Origin of the sequence: Streptococcus sp. 121 (assembly GCF_016458205.1) — a bacterium.
In the GTDB taxonomy this organism is placed as follows: Bacteria; Bacillota; Bacilli; order Lactobacillales; family Streptococcaceae; genus Streptococcus.
Map to the genome: position 1 here is coordinate 1 of NZ_JAEMED010000019.1, position 15,432 is coordinate 15,432.

General features: G+C 40.0%; 18 protein-coding genes and 3 pseudogenes. 4 read left to right on the forward strand and 17 right to left on the reverse strand.

The annotated features are described in order from the left end of the window. Nucleotides 1-525 precede the first annotated feature (525 nt). From JEQ21_RS05070 to JEQ21_RS05100, 8 genes and pseudogenes are all read right to left on the reverse strand, one after another. Complete coding sequence (locus JEQ21_RS05070) at nucleotides 526-840, reverse strand: PTS cellobiose transporter subunit IIA (RefSeq protein ID WP_199364371.1); 315 nt, start codon at nucleotides 838-840, stop codon at nucleotides 526-528. An 11-nt stretch (nucleotides 841-851) separates the two neighbouring features. Next, a complete protein-coding gene (locus JEQ21_RS05075; RefSeq protein WP_199364373.1) occupies nucleotides 852-1,169 on the reverse strand; it encodes a PTS cellobiose transporter subunit IIB in 318 nt (105 codons plus the stop codon). Between the two features lie 244 nt (nucleotides 1,170-1,413). Beyond that, nucleotides 1,414-1,722: pseudogene (locus JEQ21_RS05080) on the reverse strand (MazG-like protein). Between the two features lie 416 nt (nucleotides 1,723-2,138). Continuing rightward, nucleotides 2,139-2,285, reverse strand: a pseudogene (locus JEQ21_RS10270) (transposase); the annotation flags it as partial. 287 nt (nucleotides 2,286-2,572) lie between these two features. Beyond that, nucleotides 2,573-2,719 (reverse strand): annotated as a pseudogene (locus tag JEQ21_RS10275) (transposase); the annotation flags it as partial. 86 nt (nucleotides 2,720-2,805) lie between these two features. Next, nucleotides 2,806-3,387: a transposase gene (locus JEQ21_RS05095; protein WP_199364374.1), complete on the reverse strand. Its 582-nt coding sequence runs from the start codon at nucleotides 3,385-3,387 to the stop codon at nucleotides 2,806-2,808. A 566-nt stretch (nucleotides 3,388-3,953) separates the two neighbouring features. Continuing rightward, complete coding sequence (locus tag JEQ21_RS10280) at nucleotides 3,954-4,052, reverse strand: putative holin-like toxin (protein ID WP_442805117.1); 99 nt, start codon at nucleotides 4,050-4,052, stop codon at nucleotides 3,954-3,956. Between the two features lie 365 nt (nucleotides 4,053-4,417). Further along, nucleotides 4,418-4,762 (reverse strand): winged helix-turn-helix transcriptional regulator, encoded by a 345-nt coding sequence (locus tag JEQ21_RS05100; RefSeq protein ID WP_199364376.1) that lies wholly within the window; start codon nucleotides 4,760-4,762, stop codon nucleotides 4,418-4,420. A gap of 122 nt (nucleotides 4,763-4,884) precedes the next feature. Between JEQ21_RS05100 and JEQ21_RS05105 the strand changes: the two genes are divergently transcribed. Continuing rightward, nucleotides 4,885-5,274, forward strand: a complete 390-nt coding sequence (locus JEQ21_RS05105; protein ID WP_199364378.1) for a nuclear transport factor 2 family protein — start codon at nucleotides 4,885-4,887, stop codon at nucleotides 5,272-5,274. 44 nt (nucleotides 5,275-5,318) lie between these two features. On the opposite strand, the gene JEQ21_RS05110 is transcribed toward JEQ21_RS05105, so the two are convergent. The 5 genes from JEQ21_RS05110 to JEQ21_RS05130 form a co-directional block, all read right to left on the reverse strand. Beyond that, nucleotides 5,319-5,846, reverse strand: a complete 528-nt coding sequence (locus JEQ21_RS05110; protein ID WP_199364380.1) for a YbaK/EbsC family protein — start codon at nucleotides 5,844-5,846, stop codon at nucleotides 5,319-5,321. Nucleotides 5,847-5,857: 11 nt separating this feature from the next. Further along, nucleotides 5,858-6,118, reverse strand: a complete 261-nt coding sequence (locus JEQ21_RS05115) for a SemiSWEET family transporter (RefSeq protein WP_199364382.1) — start codon at nucleotides 6,116-6,118, stop codon at nucleotides 5,858-5,860. 90 nt (nucleotides 6,119-6,208) lie between these two features. Next, the gene (locus JEQ21_RS05120) at nucleotides 6,209-6,919 is read right to left on the reverse strand and encodes a B3/B4 domain-containing protein (RefSeq protein ID WP_199364384.1); all 711 of its coding nucleotides are present in this window, start codon (nucleotides 6,917-6,919) and stop codon (nucleotides 6,209-6,211) included. 143 nt (nucleotides 6,920-7,062) lie between these two features. Next, nucleotides 7,063-7,974 (reverse strand): alpha/beta hydrolase, encoded by a 912-nt coding sequence (locus JEQ21_RS05125; protein WP_199364386.1) that lies wholly within the window; start codon nucleotides 7,972-7,974, stop codon nucleotides 7,063-7,065. After that, on the reverse strand, nucleotides 7,974-8,537 hold the full coding sequence (locus tag JEQ21_RS05130; RefSeq protein ID WP_199364388.1) for a sugar O-acetyltransferase: 564 nt from the start codon (nucleotides 8,535-8,537) through the stop codon (nucleotides 7,974-7,976). The genes JEQ21_RS05125 and JEQ21_RS05130 overlap by 1 nt, the downstream gene beginning before the upstream one ends. Before the next feature lie 303 nt (nucleotides 8,538-8,840). Between JEQ21_RS05130 and rhuM the strand changes: the two genes are divergently transcribed. Beyond that, on the forward strand, nucleotides 8,841-9,032 hold the full coding sequence (gene rhuM, locus JEQ21_RS05135; RefSeq protein ID WP_325176127.1) for a RhuM family protein: 192 nt from the start codon (nucleotides 8,841-8,843) through the stop codon (nucleotides 9,030-9,032). A gap of 131 nt (nucleotides 9,033-9,163) precedes the next feature. Here rhuM and JEQ21_RS05140 read toward each other — a convergent pair whose 3' ends face one another. The 4 genes from JEQ21_RS05140 to JEQ21_RS05155 all read right to left on the reverse strand — a co-directional run bounded on the left by JEQ21_RS05140 (nucleotide 9,164) and on the right by JEQ21_RS05155 (nucleotide 13,273). After that, nucleotides 9,164-10,186, reverse strand: coding sequence for an aldo/keto reductase (locus JEQ21_RS05140; protein ID WP_199364390.1), 1,023 nt, complete (start codon nucleotides 10,184-10,186; stop codon nucleotides 9,164-9,166). 223 nt (nucleotides 10,187-10,409) lie between these two features. Then, complete coding sequence (locus JEQ21_RS05145; RefSeq protein ID WP_199364392.1) at nucleotides 10,410-11,276, reverse strand: aldo/keto reductase; 867 nt, start codon at nucleotides 11,274-11,276, stop codon at nucleotides 10,410-10,412. Between the two features lie 629 nt (nucleotides 11,277-11,905). Next, nucleotides 11,906-12,493, reverse strand: a complete 588-nt coding sequence (locus tag JEQ21_RS05150; protein WP_199364394.1) for a type IV toxin-antitoxin system AbiEi family antitoxin domain-containing protein — start codon at nucleotides 12,491-12,493, stop codon at nucleotides 11,906-11,908. A 525-nt stretch (nucleotides 12,494-13,018) separates the two neighbouring features. Beyond that, entirely contained in the window at nucleotides 13,019-13,273 is a 255-nt protein-coding gene (locus JEQ21_RS05155) for a Blp family class II bacteriocin (protein ID WP_196091386.1), read from the reverse strand. Nucleotides 13,274-13,550: 277 nt separating this feature from the next. Here JEQ21_RS05155 and JEQ21_RS05160 point away from each other — a divergent pair, with 277 nt between their 5' ends. Together JEQ21_RS05160 and JEQ21_RS05165 are read left to right on the forward strand one after the other, a co-directional pair. Further along, on the forward strand, nucleotides 13,551-13,907 hold the full coding sequence (locus tag JEQ21_RS05160) for a winged helix-turn-helix transcriptional regulator (protein WP_199364396.1): 357 nt from the start codon (nucleotides 13,551-13,553) through the stop codon (nucleotides 13,905-13,907). 649 nt (nucleotides 13,908-14,556) lie between these two features. Beyond that, nucleotides 14,557-15,405, forward strand: coding sequence for a VOC family protein (locus JEQ21_RS05165; RefSeq protein WP_199364398.1), 849 nt, complete (start codon nucleotides 14,557-14,559; stop codon nucleotides 15,403-15,405). The last annotated feature ends 27 nt before the right edge of the window (nucleotides 15,406-15,432 follow it).

Below are 15,432 nucleotides of genomic sequence, written 5' to 3' on the forward strand. Positions count from 1 at the left end.
GCTAATGAGACGTGCTTCATGAGTTTCAGGGATATCCCAAGCAATAGATAGGTCAAGGCTGAGTTGATTTGTGTTATACTGTTTATACATTTTATTTCTTTCTAGTTATTTTGTGGTTACTATAATTATAAAGCATAAAATGAAAAAGGAGCAACTCTATTCTGGAATTGCTCACTTTTTTTATTTCTATAAGCTAGTTTTTGCCCAGCCTCTTTACCGATAAAACTTTCGTAGAAAGTTTCAAATATAGTCTTTTAGTTTATCTTTTATTACTGTGTTAGCTCGTCTTGCCGTACTTCAGTACTGTCTACGACTCGCTGCCTTGTACTAAAAGTAAACTAAAAGACTATAAGTACGGCAAAGTTGACAAAAACTTCGTTTTTTAACTAGAATCTCAGACAGTCTACCAGACTGTCTGACCTGACAACGGTTAAATTTGATTTTCAAAGAGTATAAACATAAAAAGAGGCTGAGTAACATACCAGCCTCTAAATTATAGTTCGTAAAAATACTTGACTCAGTGCTTTATCCGACTTTTTGATAAAGATAAAGCATTTCTGTCGCAACCTCTTTCAAGGTATAGGTTGTCATAAGATGATCTTGAGCGTGTACCATAATAATCTCAATCTTAATTTCAGTACCGCTAGCATATTTTTGCAGCAAGTCCGTTTGGGCGTGGTGAGCTTCCAACAACTCCCCATCTGCAGCATCTAATTTTTCTTGAGCTAGCTTATAATCATGTTCACGCATGGCCGCAAAAGCTTCATGAATAGAAGTTCGCGCAGTCCCACTATGAAGTATAATCTCAAAAGCCGCAACCTGTAGTTCTTCAGGACTCATAGTCAGCCTCCTTACGCAAGATTATCCAAGATGAGTTGTGCCATTTTCTCAATTCCCATTGGAATTGGAACATAGGCTTGTGGTGGAACCTTCACTACAGGACGACCAGCTTCTGCACCGACTGCCGCAAATTGATTGTAGTACATACCAGCCTGTGGACTTACGAGATAGACATCATAGGTTGCATCAGCAATCACTTGCTCCCCTTCATTCGATGAAATAGCTTCCACTGTGATATCTTTTCCTTGTGCTTGAAGATATTCCGTTGTTTTAGAAGCCATTAAAGAGGAAGACATTCCTGCAACGCAGATAATTAACACTTTAGACATAAGATTCTCCTTTAAATTCGATTCGATGGGTGCGCTTCCAACATCTTGATATAAGTATAACAGATATAAAATAAAATGTCTAGTCTTTTTATTTTTAAAGTCGGTTTTTAAAGGAATGAGTTGCGGTAAAAGAAAAAAGCTGATTTCCTCAGCCTTTTCAGCTATCGATGATGTAGACATTCTGATTTTTAGTATCAATCCGGATTTTAGTTTATCGCCAGTGTTACATTATCATTTTCATAACCTATTTTAAACCCAACAAGACTTCTTTTTCAGATAAGAATTCTTCCATTTCCGCTTCAACATCAATATCCAATCGATTTGCAAGCTCCAAAAGCCACCACATATTTTCTGCCAATTTGGACTCCAAGCGGTATGGAGTTTCATCCTAATAGCGACCTTGTTTGGTCATCACCAAACGCTGCAAATTTCCAACATCATTCGACAAAGCCAAAAGATCTTCCTCAATGGACCAGCGAGAGCCATGATTGGCCTCCTCTAATTTGTGATAGGCCTCCCGAACGGTAATGCTTCGTTTCATGAGTTTTTTCATATCTTACTCCTTTGGTAAATTTTCAAAAGCCTCTTCTACACCCCAAGCTCCATCAGACATAACAAGTACTTTTCCAATGCTCTCCGGATACCGGACAAGAGCTGCCAATACCTTGGCCACGTTGGGAATGGTGTTTTATTTGAAAATAACACAGTAAAAAAGAGCAAAAAAATACTATCTGTGTTATACTTAAAGTGAATATTTTTAAAAATGCCTTAAGGGTGTTGCTGCATCCCTAATGCTTTTACTGCTTCATAAGTTTGATGTGTTTCCAAAAGTTTGTAGACAATTCTTAGTATCTTATGAGCACAAGCGATAACAGCCTTCATCTTACTTCCTCTTTGGGAAACTCGATTGTATAAAGATGAGAAAGCTGGATCTTTGGAGTGACCTGCTATCATACCCGAGATCGTTAAGGCATGTTTTAAGTATTTATTTCCTTGCGTTATTCGCGAGGATTTTTTAATACCAGCACGTTCATAGGAATCTGGACATAGACCAACCCATGAGGCTAGGTGTCCATCTGTTGGAAATGCATCTACATCAGGACCAATTTCCGCTATAGTTTTTTATTTGAAAATAACACAGTAAAAAAGCGCAAAAAAACACTATCTGTGTTATACTTAAGGCGAACATATTTAAAAATGTTTTAAGGGTGTTGCCGCATCCCTAATGCTTTTGCTGCTTCATAAGGTTGATGTGTTTTCAAAAGTTTGTAGACAATTCTTAGTATCTTATGAGCACAAGCGATAACAGCCTTCATCTTACTTCCTCTTTGGGAAACTCGATTGTATAAAGATGAGAAAGCTGGATCTTTGGAGTGACCTGCTATCATACCCGAGATCGTTAAGGCATGTTTTAAGTATTTATTTCCTTGCGTTATTCGCGAGGATTTTTTTATACCAGCACGTTCATAGGAATCTGGACATAGACCAGCCCATGAGGCTAGGTGTCCATCTGTTGGAAATGCATCTACATCAGGACCAATTTCCGCTATAGTATTTTATTTGAAAATAACACAGTAAAAAAGCGCAAAAAAACACTATCTGTGTTATACTTAAGGTGGACATATTTAAAAATGTTTTAAGGGTGTTGCCGCATCCCTAATGCTTTTACTGCTTCATAAGTTTGATGTGTTTTCAAAAGTTTGTAGACAATTCTTAGTATCTTATGAGCACAAGCGATAACAGCCTTCATCTTACTTCCTCTTTGGGAAACTCGTTTGTATAAAGATGAGAAAGCTGGATCTTTGGAGTGACCTGCTATCATACCCGAGATCGTTAAGGCATGTTTTAAGTATTTATTTCCTTGAGTTATTCGCGAGGATTTTTTAATACCAGCACTTTCATAGGAACCTGGACATAGACCAGCCCATGAGGCTAGGTGTCCATCTGTTGGAAATGCATCTACATCAGGACCAATTTCTGCTAAGATAACAGCAGCTGCGTTTTCACTTATCCCAGGTACAGTCATTAATAATTGATATTCTTCGGGGAAGTGTTTATTTATATAGGATTTAATATGCTTATCCAAATCCTCAATGAGACTCTGTATCATGCGATATTGTATTAGACTTTGTGACATGAGAAAACAGTTCTCGCTAGAGAGTTTTCCATTCATGGCTTCAACCAAGTCTATAGCTTGAGCTTTGACACGGCCGTGCATACAAGCTCTAACACTCTCTTCATCAATGACTTCTCCGTTTATGAATAAATCCAGTAAAGCCTGACTGGTTTTTGAAAATATGTCAGAAAGAAAGCTTGTTCATTTAATATTGGATCTCTGAAGAAGATTATGAATCTCATTTTTAATCAATAGTAAAATCAATTTGAAGCAGGAGGTTCATCAAATGAAACAACTCCAAAAATTGACCTAGTTGATTAAAAAATAAAAACCACTCAATAATGAGTAGTCTAATTTGCTTCGCTATCCTACGATTGGAAGTATCCTCAACCGTGAAATTTTTGCTATTATCCAAAGCATTTGCTAGACTAGTTATGAAGGAGGCTGAGTTGAGTCCTCAACCTCTAGTAGACCGTTTTACGCCTAGCTATTGTTGATGGTTGGTGAACCAACTCATCAACAAACGTCAAATTCTATCTGGAATTTGACTAAGCTATGCACTTGTCCCAAGATAAAAAAGATTGTTTCATCTTGGGACTACGATTGGGACGAATGGTTATCGACAGTCAGCCGCTAGTCACTCCATCAAGTTACATAACGGTTGGCTGTCATTTCTTTCTATCAATATGATCGAAAATGAATGTCAAAAATAGCAACAAAAGTGTGCCAAATTGAAGCATAAACCCTAAGGCTTGTGCTACATCCATGACGGTAGTCCTTTCTAGGTGATTCTGAGACTATAAAGTCAATAGAACTAGAAAAGACGATTGGTCCTTCACAGTGATTGATTGGAAATTTTTCGTGAAATGATTAAAATTTCCTAATCAATTTTGTGGGGGTGAGACTGCAAAATTGCATTTCTCTGAAATGACCAATTTTGGTCTCACTCCCCGCTTTTTAACTTTCTACTCTTATTAGTATATTCTTTTTTTAATCTAGAAGTCGAAGATTTATCGGTACTAAAGACATTTTAAAATTCGAAAAAGCTCAGCCGTCTATTTTTATGAAAAATGGCTGAGCTTTTCTTTTTATCCGTTTTTAGATTCGTAAATAAAATCTCATATTCTCTTGGTTAGTGATTCTCTTCCTGAGCCAATACTTTCATATAATCGAGTCCCCATGTCTCTACTTGATCTAAAACACCTTGAAAACTGCGGCCAATTTCAGTTAGACTATACTCCACTCTTGGAGGTACTTCTGGGTAAACTTCACGATGGACCAACTTATCCTTTTCGAGTTGTCTTAAATGGCGGGTCAAAATACTTTGAGTCACACCAGGAATGTTTCGTTGTAACTCGTTAAAACGTTTGGTTCCCGTACTCAATTGATACAGAATGACCAAGGCCCACTTCCCTGTCAAGACCTTTTGGGTAGTCGCAAATGGACAAATTCCATACTCACTCACTTTATTCATCATTTTTTCTCCTTGATTTACACCAATAGTAGCATATTTGCTACTAAGCGTTGTAAAAAATCGTACTTGTGGTTTTATTAGTCTGATTATACAATAGATTTGTAATCAAATAAAGGAGAAAACTAATGTCTAAAAATCTAGAAATTTTCAATCGTTACAATGAAGGTCTTATTGCAGGTGATTTCCCAGCCGTATTTGATACCATGGCAGATGATATCATCTGGCACCAACCTGGAAATCACTCTGTTTCTGGAACAGTTGTTGGTAAAGAAAAACTTGGAACTCACTTGGCTACCTTTGGTGAAAAAACAAATGGGACCTTCAAAGTTCTTACAAACTGGGTATCAGACAATGGTGATTTGGTGGCAGCCAACGTTACTTTTGTGGGAACACGTCCAGATGGAGAAGAATTGAATATGAATGGCATTGACCTTTTCCGTATGGAAAACGGGAAAATCCAAGAAGTTTGGCTTTTCTCATCAGAGCAAGCCGTTGAAGATGCTTTTTGGGGATAGTATGAAAAAAACTTGCGGAAATCGCAAGTTTTTTTCGTATTATCTTAATCTTTCGCCAGACCTTCAATCACTTGAACATTGGGAAGTTGTGTTAATAACTTAGTCGGAACTAACAATTTGGACTGTACTAGTCCGCCGCCCACAATAATGCTATCTTGTTCCAGGATCTGCTGATCGATCAGAATCGACCATGTTTCTGGAAGTCCAATCGGGGTGATGGCACCGAATTCCATACCTGTCTGTTCCAGGATAAAGTCTAAGGGAGCAAAGCCGACTTTGGCAACATCTAAGGGGCGCTTAACGGTCGCATTGGTGTTGGCTTTTTTACCGTAAGGGATAAGAAGGGCGGCATATTTTTTCTCGTCCCCACGTTTGCCTTCAAGGACCAGGCAGTTTGCCTCCTGTTCAAAGGGCACCCCGTATTCACGGTTTAGGCTTTCTCCATCCGCAAAATCTGGATTGATTTCCGAAACTTGAATTTCTTGAGTTGCGTTCAGATTCACAATGCTTTCCCAGACCGATGTAGGGAGAAGTTCTTTACTCTCAGAAGCCTGTTTAAAATCGAGATTCATTTCATTTCCTCCTAAAGTAAAGCTGTCAAAGCGGTAATCAGACCAAAGACAATTCCTGGCGCGTTAGCAGCGGCAAGAGGGATGTCTCGTTCTTTTTTAAACAAGCCGTAGTAAACCCAGAGACTGCAGTTGATGGCCGCAACTAGGGGCTGGATAAAATTCCCTTTTTGACCGGCTAAATTGTTCATGATTTGAGGGATGTAGGAAATGTACATCATGACAGACATAAAAGTCGCAATCCACCCGAGTGTTTTCATTTGTTTTTCAGACATTTTTCTCTCCTTTTCAAACATGTAGCAACTATTCTAACAAAGTAGTGGGAAAAACACAAGATAAAGAAAGTCCGTAAAGGAAATGAGAGATTAAGCTTCAATAGGAAGACTAGGTGTTTCGCGATCGAGAATGTGTGAAGTTGCTTGACCACCCAAGTAGGTTTGGGATTGTTCAACGATGAATTGGAGCGCAGCTTCTAAGGCCTCCTCCCGGCTTGGATCCAATAATTCGATGACCAGAAAGGCATTCTTTGTGTCTTCTGTAATCATCGTCCGTTGGCCATCCCGCCAGTTAAGGCAGCGACAAACTGCTCCGGCTTCATCCTTGTAACACAGTTCACCTGGTAACGTTGGATTGTTTTCATCTCTTCCAATCAGATAAAAATCATCGCCACCTTCAGTCAGTGTTAATTGCAAATCACCTTGGAAGGTATCCAAATCTTCTGCACCACAAGGAAGAGCGAAACGAAGGCTTGCTGCATTATAGATATCCACCAGTGGCAAAATGGTTCCCACTGGTTTCCCGCTTTTAACCCTTTTCAAAAGAGCTTCAATACTGGAGCGAGCTCCTTTTTTGGTCTTAAATTTTTGGAAGGATTGACGATAGACTTGAATCACAGGATTTTCTGCGAAAGGTTCTTCTTCCACAAAGGATTTGGCTAGCTCATTGCTTTCCTCCAAAAGGCTTCGAAGCTCCGCTGGAGATTCATCTAGCTTTTGATAATCTTTCAAAAGCACAACTCCAATTTTTGCATCCGGAAAAAGATTCCAGAAGGATTCATCAACGATAAAATGTGCCATGCTTGGCTCCTTTCATTGCCAATAGGTAAAAAAGCAGCACTGTAAAAGTATCTTCTAAGACCTAACGATACTTTCAAGTACTGCTCACCCGGTGGCGATTCTTACCTATTTTTCTTCAGTGTAACACGAAATACAGGCTTTGTCTATTTTCCTAAAAAGGCTTGAAGTGCTGGTAGTGCTGTCTGATTAAAAGTTGGATCAATCCAATGACCTCCGCCTTCCACAGTTACCAATTGAGAATCTGAGAAATTTTTATTGGCATCTAAGGCATAGGAGTAAGGGACCACTTCATCTTCCGTTCCATGGATAATCATGACCGGTGCTTTTACCTTTTTGATTTCCGCATTGATTTCGATTGACATGGCATCGCTTAGATAGATTGCACCCAGTTGAGCATTCCGATGAGTGACAACCACTGGGATATCTTTTTCGGAGTCTACTCCTAATTGGGCATAGGTCTGTTCTACATCGTCAAAAAGAACAAAGGCCGGGAAAATCAAGGCTAATTTGTTAACCTTATCAGGATTTTCTGCTGCATAAAGGGTTGACACAACTCCACCTTGGCTAGCTCCGAGAAGAGTTACTTTCTTATCGTTGATAAAGTTCTCCTGAGTCAGCTGATGAACCACTGCTTCAAGATCTGCTTTTTCAGTTAAGACAGACATATCCAGCATATCTTGACCTCCGCTCTTGGATTGTTGGCTCCCGCCATAGAAATCAAAGCGATAGACCACATAACCAAGACTTGCTAGGTCCTGAGCGTAGGTTTCATAATTTTCTAAAGTATTGTTAAAGCCATGTGCGATGACTAGAAGCGGTCTTTTTTCTTTTTTATAATTGGCATCCGCAGTGATAACCCCGACCAACTCTACATCATCCCGTTTAACGGTATAGTCCTCGTTGACCAGATTGGTAGTTTCGCTCAATTGAACTGGCTCATTTTCTTGACTTTGTACGACTTGGTTAAGCGAATCACGGCTATTGCGCCGGACAAAAAACCAAGTGCAACTAAGGACCAACAAAATAAGACTAAAAACATAAATAGCTTTGCGCATTATCTCACCTCTTTAGGTTCAATCACCTTAATAACCGTGGCCGGATTGCCACCCAAGACCACATTGTCGCCAAAGGACTTGGTAATCACTGCTCCCGCACCTGCCACAACATTATCTCCAAGGGTCACGCCTGGAAGCACGGTCACACCACCGCCAGCCCAGAAATTGTCTCCAATGGTAATCGGTGCTCCATACTCCAAACCTGAATTCCGTTCTTCAGGATCCAAGGGATGAAGGGGCGTGAGGAATTGGCAGTTTGGTCCAATCATGGCATTCTTCCCAATCCGAATCGGACAAACATCGAGCATGGTCAAATTCCAATTGGAATAGAAATTTTCCCCCAAGTGGATATTGACACCGTAATCACAAACAAGCCGTGGTTTAACAGACAGATTTTCTCCTGTAGAACCAAACCATTCTTTTAAAATGACGGCTCCTTTCTGCCGATCGTCTTCCTCGTTAAAAGCCTTTTGATAGGCCCTAGATGCCACAACCAATTCCCTTAACTCAGGATCAGCCGGATTGTAAAATTGGCCCGCTATCATTTTTTCAAATTCAGACATACGTTTCTCCTTCCGTAAATTACTACTACCATTATAGCAAAATCCACTCCTCAAGGTTTCAAATTGAAAGTTGGGGGAGTAATCCAGTATGCAGTTATTCCCTTGATTTCGAGGAGTACCATGAAAGAATTACAGTCTCTTATCTACTCATCAGAAGAAGGAACAGAAAAGGCTCAAGTCATCACACGCGGTGAAAGTATCTGGGCAACTTAAAAAGAATTAGCTTGCTTGTTCAGTGTTAATAAATCTACAATCAATAGGCATCTCCACAACATATTTATCCATGGTGGGCTAGATAAAAAAGTGGTTGTTGCAATTTTTGCAACAACCACTCAACATGGGGCTATTTCAGCAAAAACACAGACTACCGAATCCAATTTCTTCAATCTAGATGCAATTATCTCCGTAGGCTATCGCGTTAACTCACATAAAGCAACTCATTTTAGGCAGTGGGCAACACGAGCCCTACGTGAATACATGATTATACTCTTTTAGTTTATCTTTTATTACTGTGTTCCCTCATATTGCCGTAGTTCAGTACTCTCTGCGACTCGCTGCCTTGTACTAAAAGCAAACTAAACGACTATAAAACAATCGACCAGGCGAATCAAATTAAAGCTAAGACATCACTTCAATTTCTGGAGATCTTTTTTGACACCTTTGGCCAGAGCGCCGACGATTTTATGAGGAAAGTATAAGTCATCCAAATAGTCCATATCCTGTGTAGATAGCTCAAAACCAAAGGCACCTAGATAGTCATCCAGATAAGCTTCCTTGGTGACCCCAAGAATCGGACTGTGCATTCCCTTTTGCCAGAGCCAAGCCAAAGCAATCTGACTGCGACTCTTGCCATATTTTTCGGCCAATTCCGCCACACGCGCCACGATTTTTCGATCCTCAAACTCGGTGCTATCATACTTGGCGCGTGCACTTTGATCAGCCTGACTGCGCGCGGTATCCGCCGACCAGTCACGCACAATCCGACCCGCTGCCAAAGGACTATAGGGTACCAGAGCCACTCCCGACTCCTGACAGAAGGGAATCATTTCCCGCTCTTCTTCCCGGTAAAGGAGATTGTAATGATTTTGCATGACGGAAAAAGGAGTCCAGCCCCTCTTGTCTGCCACATATTGGGCCTGTTGGAATTGCCAAGTATACATACTTGATGCCCCAAGATAAAGGACTTTCCCTGAACGAACCAGGTCATGGAGAGCCTCCATCGTCTCCTCGATCGGTGTCTCATAATCCCAACGATGAATGTAAAGCAGGTCGATGTAGTCTGTCCCTAATCGCTCCAGACTCTTCTCCACCTGGTGGAAAATGGCCTTTCGCGAGAGCCCAGTGGTGTTGGGACCAGTGCTTTGGCCATCACCATAGAAAACCTTGGTCGCAATCACCACTTCTTCCCTTTTAGCAAAATCCTTCAAAGCCCGACCAAGAATCTCTTCGCTAGAACCATATCCATAAAAATTAGCAGTATCGAAGAAATTAATCCCCATATCCAGGGCCTTCTTGATAATCGGCCGACTGGTAGCCTCATCCAGCACCCACTTGGAATGAAAGCCACGCGCCGGATCGCCAAAACTCATACATCCCAAGCACAACTTGGAAACCTCCAAACCCGTATTCCCTAATCGTGTGTATTCCATGACAGACCTCCTTGTGTTTCTTTCCATAGTATAACCAGAATTAAAAATGGAAGCAAGATTGAAGCTAAAAGCACTCATTAAAAAATCTTGAAAGATAAAATCAACTGAAACTTTCCTTCTATTTCAGAAATACTAAAACTCTCCTCTGGAATTCTAGTGGAATGCTGCCTCATCCACTATCCACCAAAGGAGAGTCTACCGTTTATCTAGTAAAGAGTACTTCTTAGTCAACGGAGAAATTTCCTAATGCTCTCAGTAAATTCTCAAAACCATCTGCGGTCTCTGGTAAACTATAGCCACCACCTTGATCTAGATGATTGATAATAGCCATTTCTTCTTCAGTCAGCTCGAAATCAAAGATGTCTAAATTTTCTTTCATTCGCTCTACTCGAACTGTTTTAGGAATGGCCACAATTCCTCTTTGCATAAACCATCTTAAAATAACCTGTCCAACAGTCTTTTGATACTTGTCCCCAATTGTTGTTAATTCAGGAAGAGTGAAAACACCTACTGCTCCAGCAGAAAATGGAGCCCATGCAATCATTTGAACATCCCTTTTCTCCATCGCTTGATGATCCTCTTTTCGCTGATGGAAGACATTGGCTTCAATCATATTCACAGCTGGTTTAATCTTATTAAAATGGATAAATTCAGCCAATCTAGCTTGTGTAAAATTATCCACACCAATTGCTCGAATTTTTCCCTCTTCATAAACCTCTGATAAATACTTCCAAGCACCATAGAGGTCTCCAATTGGCTGATGAATCAAATAGAGATCAATATAGTCCAAACCTAAGTTCATCAGCGACCGATCTAAGCCCCGCTTTGCTCCTTCATAACCATCTTGAACATCTGTTATCCACAATTTAGAAGTCACAAAGATATCTTCTCGAGGTACTGACACTTTCCTCAAGGCTGCCCCCACAGCTTTTTCATTTCCGTAAGCAGCTGCAGTATCAATTAATCTATAGCCAACATTTTCAATCGCTTGGTAAACTACTTCCTCTGCCTGTTCCAGATCCGTAATTCGGAAAACTCCAAGGCCAAGTTTGGGCATTTGAACGCCATTATTTAATGTAACATATTCCATTACTGTACTCACTTTCTATGTTCATTTTTGTCTCACCAATATATAGAAGTGTTGTAACTACTTCTTAAAAAGATTATAGAACTTCAATCAAGAAATGTAAAATGTTTCTTTCGTGTTTCTAGGTATTCATTTTTGGATATCTCATACAAGAAAGTCGTAAATGTCTGGATCAATCTATTGGTCGTCACACCTTTTTTCCAGACTAGAAGATTCGTCATTTCAATTTTAGAATAGAAGAAACGAAATAATAAGCCACTATATTCTTCGATAGGTTTTACACAAATCAAGGGTGATTGAGTTTGCCTTGCTAAATGAATGACGGAAGAGATTGAGCTATAACTAGCAAAATTTCGCATTTCACTTGCAGTGCTCCCTGCCCACTCAATCAATTCTCGTTGAATCAAACGATCGCTAATGGTAATAACAGGAGTACCAACAAGATCACCTCTTTGAGTATACCGCTTTTCTATCAAATCTGAATTTTCGGGTAAAGTGCACTCCACACATCCTTGATTTCTAATGGAAATAACTCTTAAACCTCATTAAGATTTAAACTTAGTTCCAGCATAACAACAAAATCCAGCTGACCGCGATTCAATTGGACATGACAAAGTGCCGTTAGTTTGTTCTTATTCAAGCATTACCTCCAATATTTCCTGAACCTCTTTTTCAATTCCAAATATCTCCGCATATTTAAACAAAGTATTCAAATCTTTGTCCTTCGACTTAACATACTCTTTCATAACCGATACAAAAAGTTCCCTTTCCATTTTTGACCGATTTCCAATGAGATCACAAATAGTTCGTTCTAAATTGTAACAATTGACATGATTACCGAAAGGTGTCTCAATCCTCATCATTCCAAATGAAAATAGCTCTTTTTTCACGTAATGGACTTGATTATTCTTATCAAATCGACTTGCATTATACCCGCTATAAACAGTAAATTCCATATACTTTGGGATAATGTCCGTAAATCCATGTAAATAAAGCGCAGATAAAAATGAAAATATTGGTACTTTATGCTGAAATTGGAAAATCTTATATTCATCATAATGCGACCAATCTTGAATATAGATACCTCTCCCAACTTTAATAAGTTCACCTTTCAAAACTAACCTGGATAGATAGTTCTTAGGAATATTACTATCCGAAAAATCAGAAGTCTTAATAATTTTGTTCTTTGCCAAAATATGCCGTATTTTTTCTTGATACATAAGCATGTCCCTCGTTGTTACTTTCGTGCTTATATCTTAACAAATATACGCACAAAAGTAACAATAGAGAGTCATAAAAATCTGAACAAAGAATGACTTTCTGCTCAGATTTAAATTCTATATAAAATAGTACCCAATGCCCAACACATAAATACTCAAATAGACGATTCCATTGTAATTTCACCTTCCATTTCGCTTTTTCTCTATGTATAGATATAAAATAGCAAAAAAGCACCCGATTGCAACCGGTAGAACTAACAAGTCAATGAGTAAATCCATACAAACTCCTTTCAACGATCTAATTCTTACATTCAAAAAGCGAAATCCAGCCCCTCCTAGAAGAAGAGCCAGATTCCACAAACACAATTCTCCACTTCAATTTTTGTCTTTACAATTTTTGGATTTCTTATTAACCTTTTGTGGATGTGCTAGAAGCCAAATAAATACAATAAATGTTCCAACAAATCCATAAAATCCATGTTCAACAAACCATTTTAGAGTTTCCATTTGTAACTACCTTCCTACTTAACCCCACCAGCAAGTAGCCCCATATCCAGCAGCTGCACCGATGCCACCTAAAACACCTCCAGCAACTGCACCTGGGACTGCTCCCACAACAGGTAGGGTCACACTTCCACCAGTCGCGCCACCGATTGCACCACCAACGGCACCACTAACAGCCGCACTTCCTGCTCCACCCCAAGAGCATCCACCTCCGAGAATGTCCATCATGACATCTGAAGAAAGAGTTTGAGCTTCATTGTAAGTAAAAGTAGTCATGGCAATGACCTCCTAAAAATTTTATTTGTCAGGAGCCAACCTGACCCCTAGAGTTTAACATGACTCCAGTACTTTCTAACCTCAATGTTCTAAAATGTCGTGAAAACGTCCCGAATGGCATTTTTTTGAATTTCCTTATACAATATAAAATAGCCCGTATTTTCAAGTTCAGAATCTGTCGTCAATCACAATCTTTTGTGAGATAATAGTTTACACGTAAAAACTAGAATTAACAATTGCTTCAACAATAATCGTTTTAAATTCAGGAGTTTCAACTATGCCCAACTACCATACTGAAAACATCTACACCTGTCCCTACCTAGCTACTCAAAGCGTCCTGTCAGGAAAATGGAATATCCTCCTGCTGCACCATATCGAGGAGGGCCCTATCCGTTTTAATGAATTGCATCGCCGCTTAGAAGGTATTTCTCAAGCAACCTTGACCAAACAACTTCGTCAACTGGAAACCGATGGCCTCATCCTGCGGAAAGTCTATGCCCAGGTTCCTCCCAAAGTGGAGTATGAATTGAGCGATATTGGTCGTGAATTCAAACAAGTCTTGGAGCAAATCGAAATTTTTGGGGAAAAATACATCGATTTTATCAAAACAAGAAAGACTGAAGAGGAAAGTTAGGCTCCTCTAAAAAAGACCGTTCCAGTTTTCTGAAAAGAGACTGGAACGGTCTTTTGTTACCCAAATTTGAAAAAGGAAGATAAAATATCAACGAGAATAGAAGTCAGCGTGAAAATCCATAGGACACGACATACATCCTTTTCTTCCTTTGTTTTACAAAGCAATGATGTCTTCCTGATTAGAAAATGACCTAGGGCTGTTACGACTAAAAGGGGCATGTATTTCATTCAATTTCCTCCAGATAACGAATTGTCAGCTGAGAATCTGACATCTAGAGTTTAGCACGACTCCAGTACTTTCTAACCTCAGTGTTCTAAAATGTCGTGAAAAAGTCCTGAATGGTAAAAAACTTGCCTCATGTAATAACCTCTATTTTATAATTTGATGAAACTGCCTGAATCGGAAGCTCATTTCCTGAACGGTCATTGAAACGTCCCGGACGGCAAACTCATTTCCTGAACGGTCATTGAAACGTCCTGGACGGCAAACTCATTTCCTAAACGGTCATCAAAACGTCCTGAACGGTATGCTTCCACGTACGAGTCCAATACTTTACTAAAAGAGAGTATCTTTAGCAAAAAATCGTACTTGTATTTTCTTTTGTATGGGATAAAATGATAGATACAGTAAAACATTACAGGAGAAGTCTATGTACAATTCACAATTTGAACTGGGGGCGGTTGCCCTCAATGTGCGGAATCTGGAACTTCAAAGCCTCTTTTACCAACAAATCCTTGGTCTCAAGGTTTTGACCGAAAGGGCTCAGCAGGTTGAATTGGGAGCTGGCGATAGAGTCCTCATTCGTCTGTTGAAAACGGAACAGGAAGGAGAGATTGCGGATAGCTACGGTCTTTACCATTTAGCCATTGTTCTTCCGAGTCGTGAGGATTTGGGAACCATTCTGCGTCATTTTATTGATAATCGGATTCCGCTCCAAGGAGCTAGTGACCATGGCTATAGTGAAGCCATTTATTTAGCGGATACTGAAGGAAACGGAATTGAAATTTATCGTGATCTTCCGCAAACAGACTGGGATATTCGCGAAGACGGTCGCATTATCGGAGTGACGGAGCCTATGGATGCGGATACCATTTATAGTTTAGGTCAGGTAAGCAAGAACGGTTATCAGATGCCTACCGGTAGCCGGATGGGACATGTGCATTTGTCCGTTAAGGAAAGTGAGGCCTCTAGCCGTTTCTATCAAGAGGTTCTGGCCGTTGAAGATAAATTCTCTATGCCTTCTGCGTCTTGGCTGGCTTCGGGTTCCTATCACCATCACCTCGCTGTCAATGAGTGGGGTGGTAAAAATCTGAACCTGCGTACCGATGGTCTGCCTGGTCTAGCTTATTACACCGTTGTCTACAGCCAACCCGAACACTATCAAGCCACCATCGCACGCGCCCAAGCCGCTAATCTCAATCTCGAGCAAGTCGCTAACACCGCAACCTTTGTGGATGTGGACGGGATTAGGACCTTGCTGATTTTAGATGAAGTATAAAACAAGATGAAAAGACCTCCAAATAAT